1 protein-coding gene is annotated in these 672 nt (G+C 60.1%); it reads left to right on the forward strand.

Features of this window, described 5'->3' with window-relative positions:
- A partial coding sequence (locus HA51_RS26775) for an Ig-like domain-containing protein (RefSeq protein ID WP_245840284.1) occupies window positions 1-672 on the forward strand: 672 nt, incomplete at both ends.

Below are 672 nucleotides of genomic sequence, written 5' to 3' on the forward strand. Positions count from 1 at the left end.
TGTCACCGATGCGGCAGGTAACGTCAGCGGTACCACCACAGCCAGTGTGATTATCGATACCACTGCTCCAACCGGTCTGACAGTCGCGGCAGCTAACAATAACGGCACTACGGCGGTGCCGATTGCCAACGGCGGCACCACCAATGACAGCACGCCAGCGCTGAGCGGTAGTGCAGAGTCGGGCAGTCTGGTCATCATCCGTGAAAACGGTGTGGCGATCGGCTCTACAACGGCTGTTAATGGCACCTGGAGCATTACGCTGGGTACGCTGTCTGACGCGACTCACACCCTGAGTGTGACGGCAACGGATGCGGCGGGCAACGTGGGTACGGCTTCAACCTTCACCCTCACCGTCTCCACCGTCGCGGCGACAGCACCAACGCTGGTGGTCAACAACGACGCCAACAATACGCTGACGCCAGTTGCCAACAATGGCACTACCAACGACAGCACCCCAACCCTGACAGGGACAGCAGCGGCGGGTAACGTCATTACCATCTATGACGGCACCACGGTGCTGGGTACCACCACGGCAGTGGCGGGGAACACCTGGAGCTTTACTTCAACAACCCTGAGCAACGGTAGCCATGCCCTGAGCGTGACGGCAACCAATGCGGCGGGAACAGTGAGTTCTCCGGTCGCTTCAACCGTGGTGATTGATACCGTCGCGCC

Origin of the sequence: Pantoea rwandensis (genome assembly GCF_002095475.1) — a bacterium.
Taxonomy (GTDB): Bacteria; Pseudomonadota; Gammaproteobacteria; order Enterobacterales; family Enterobacteriaceae; genus Pantoea; species Pantoea rwandensis.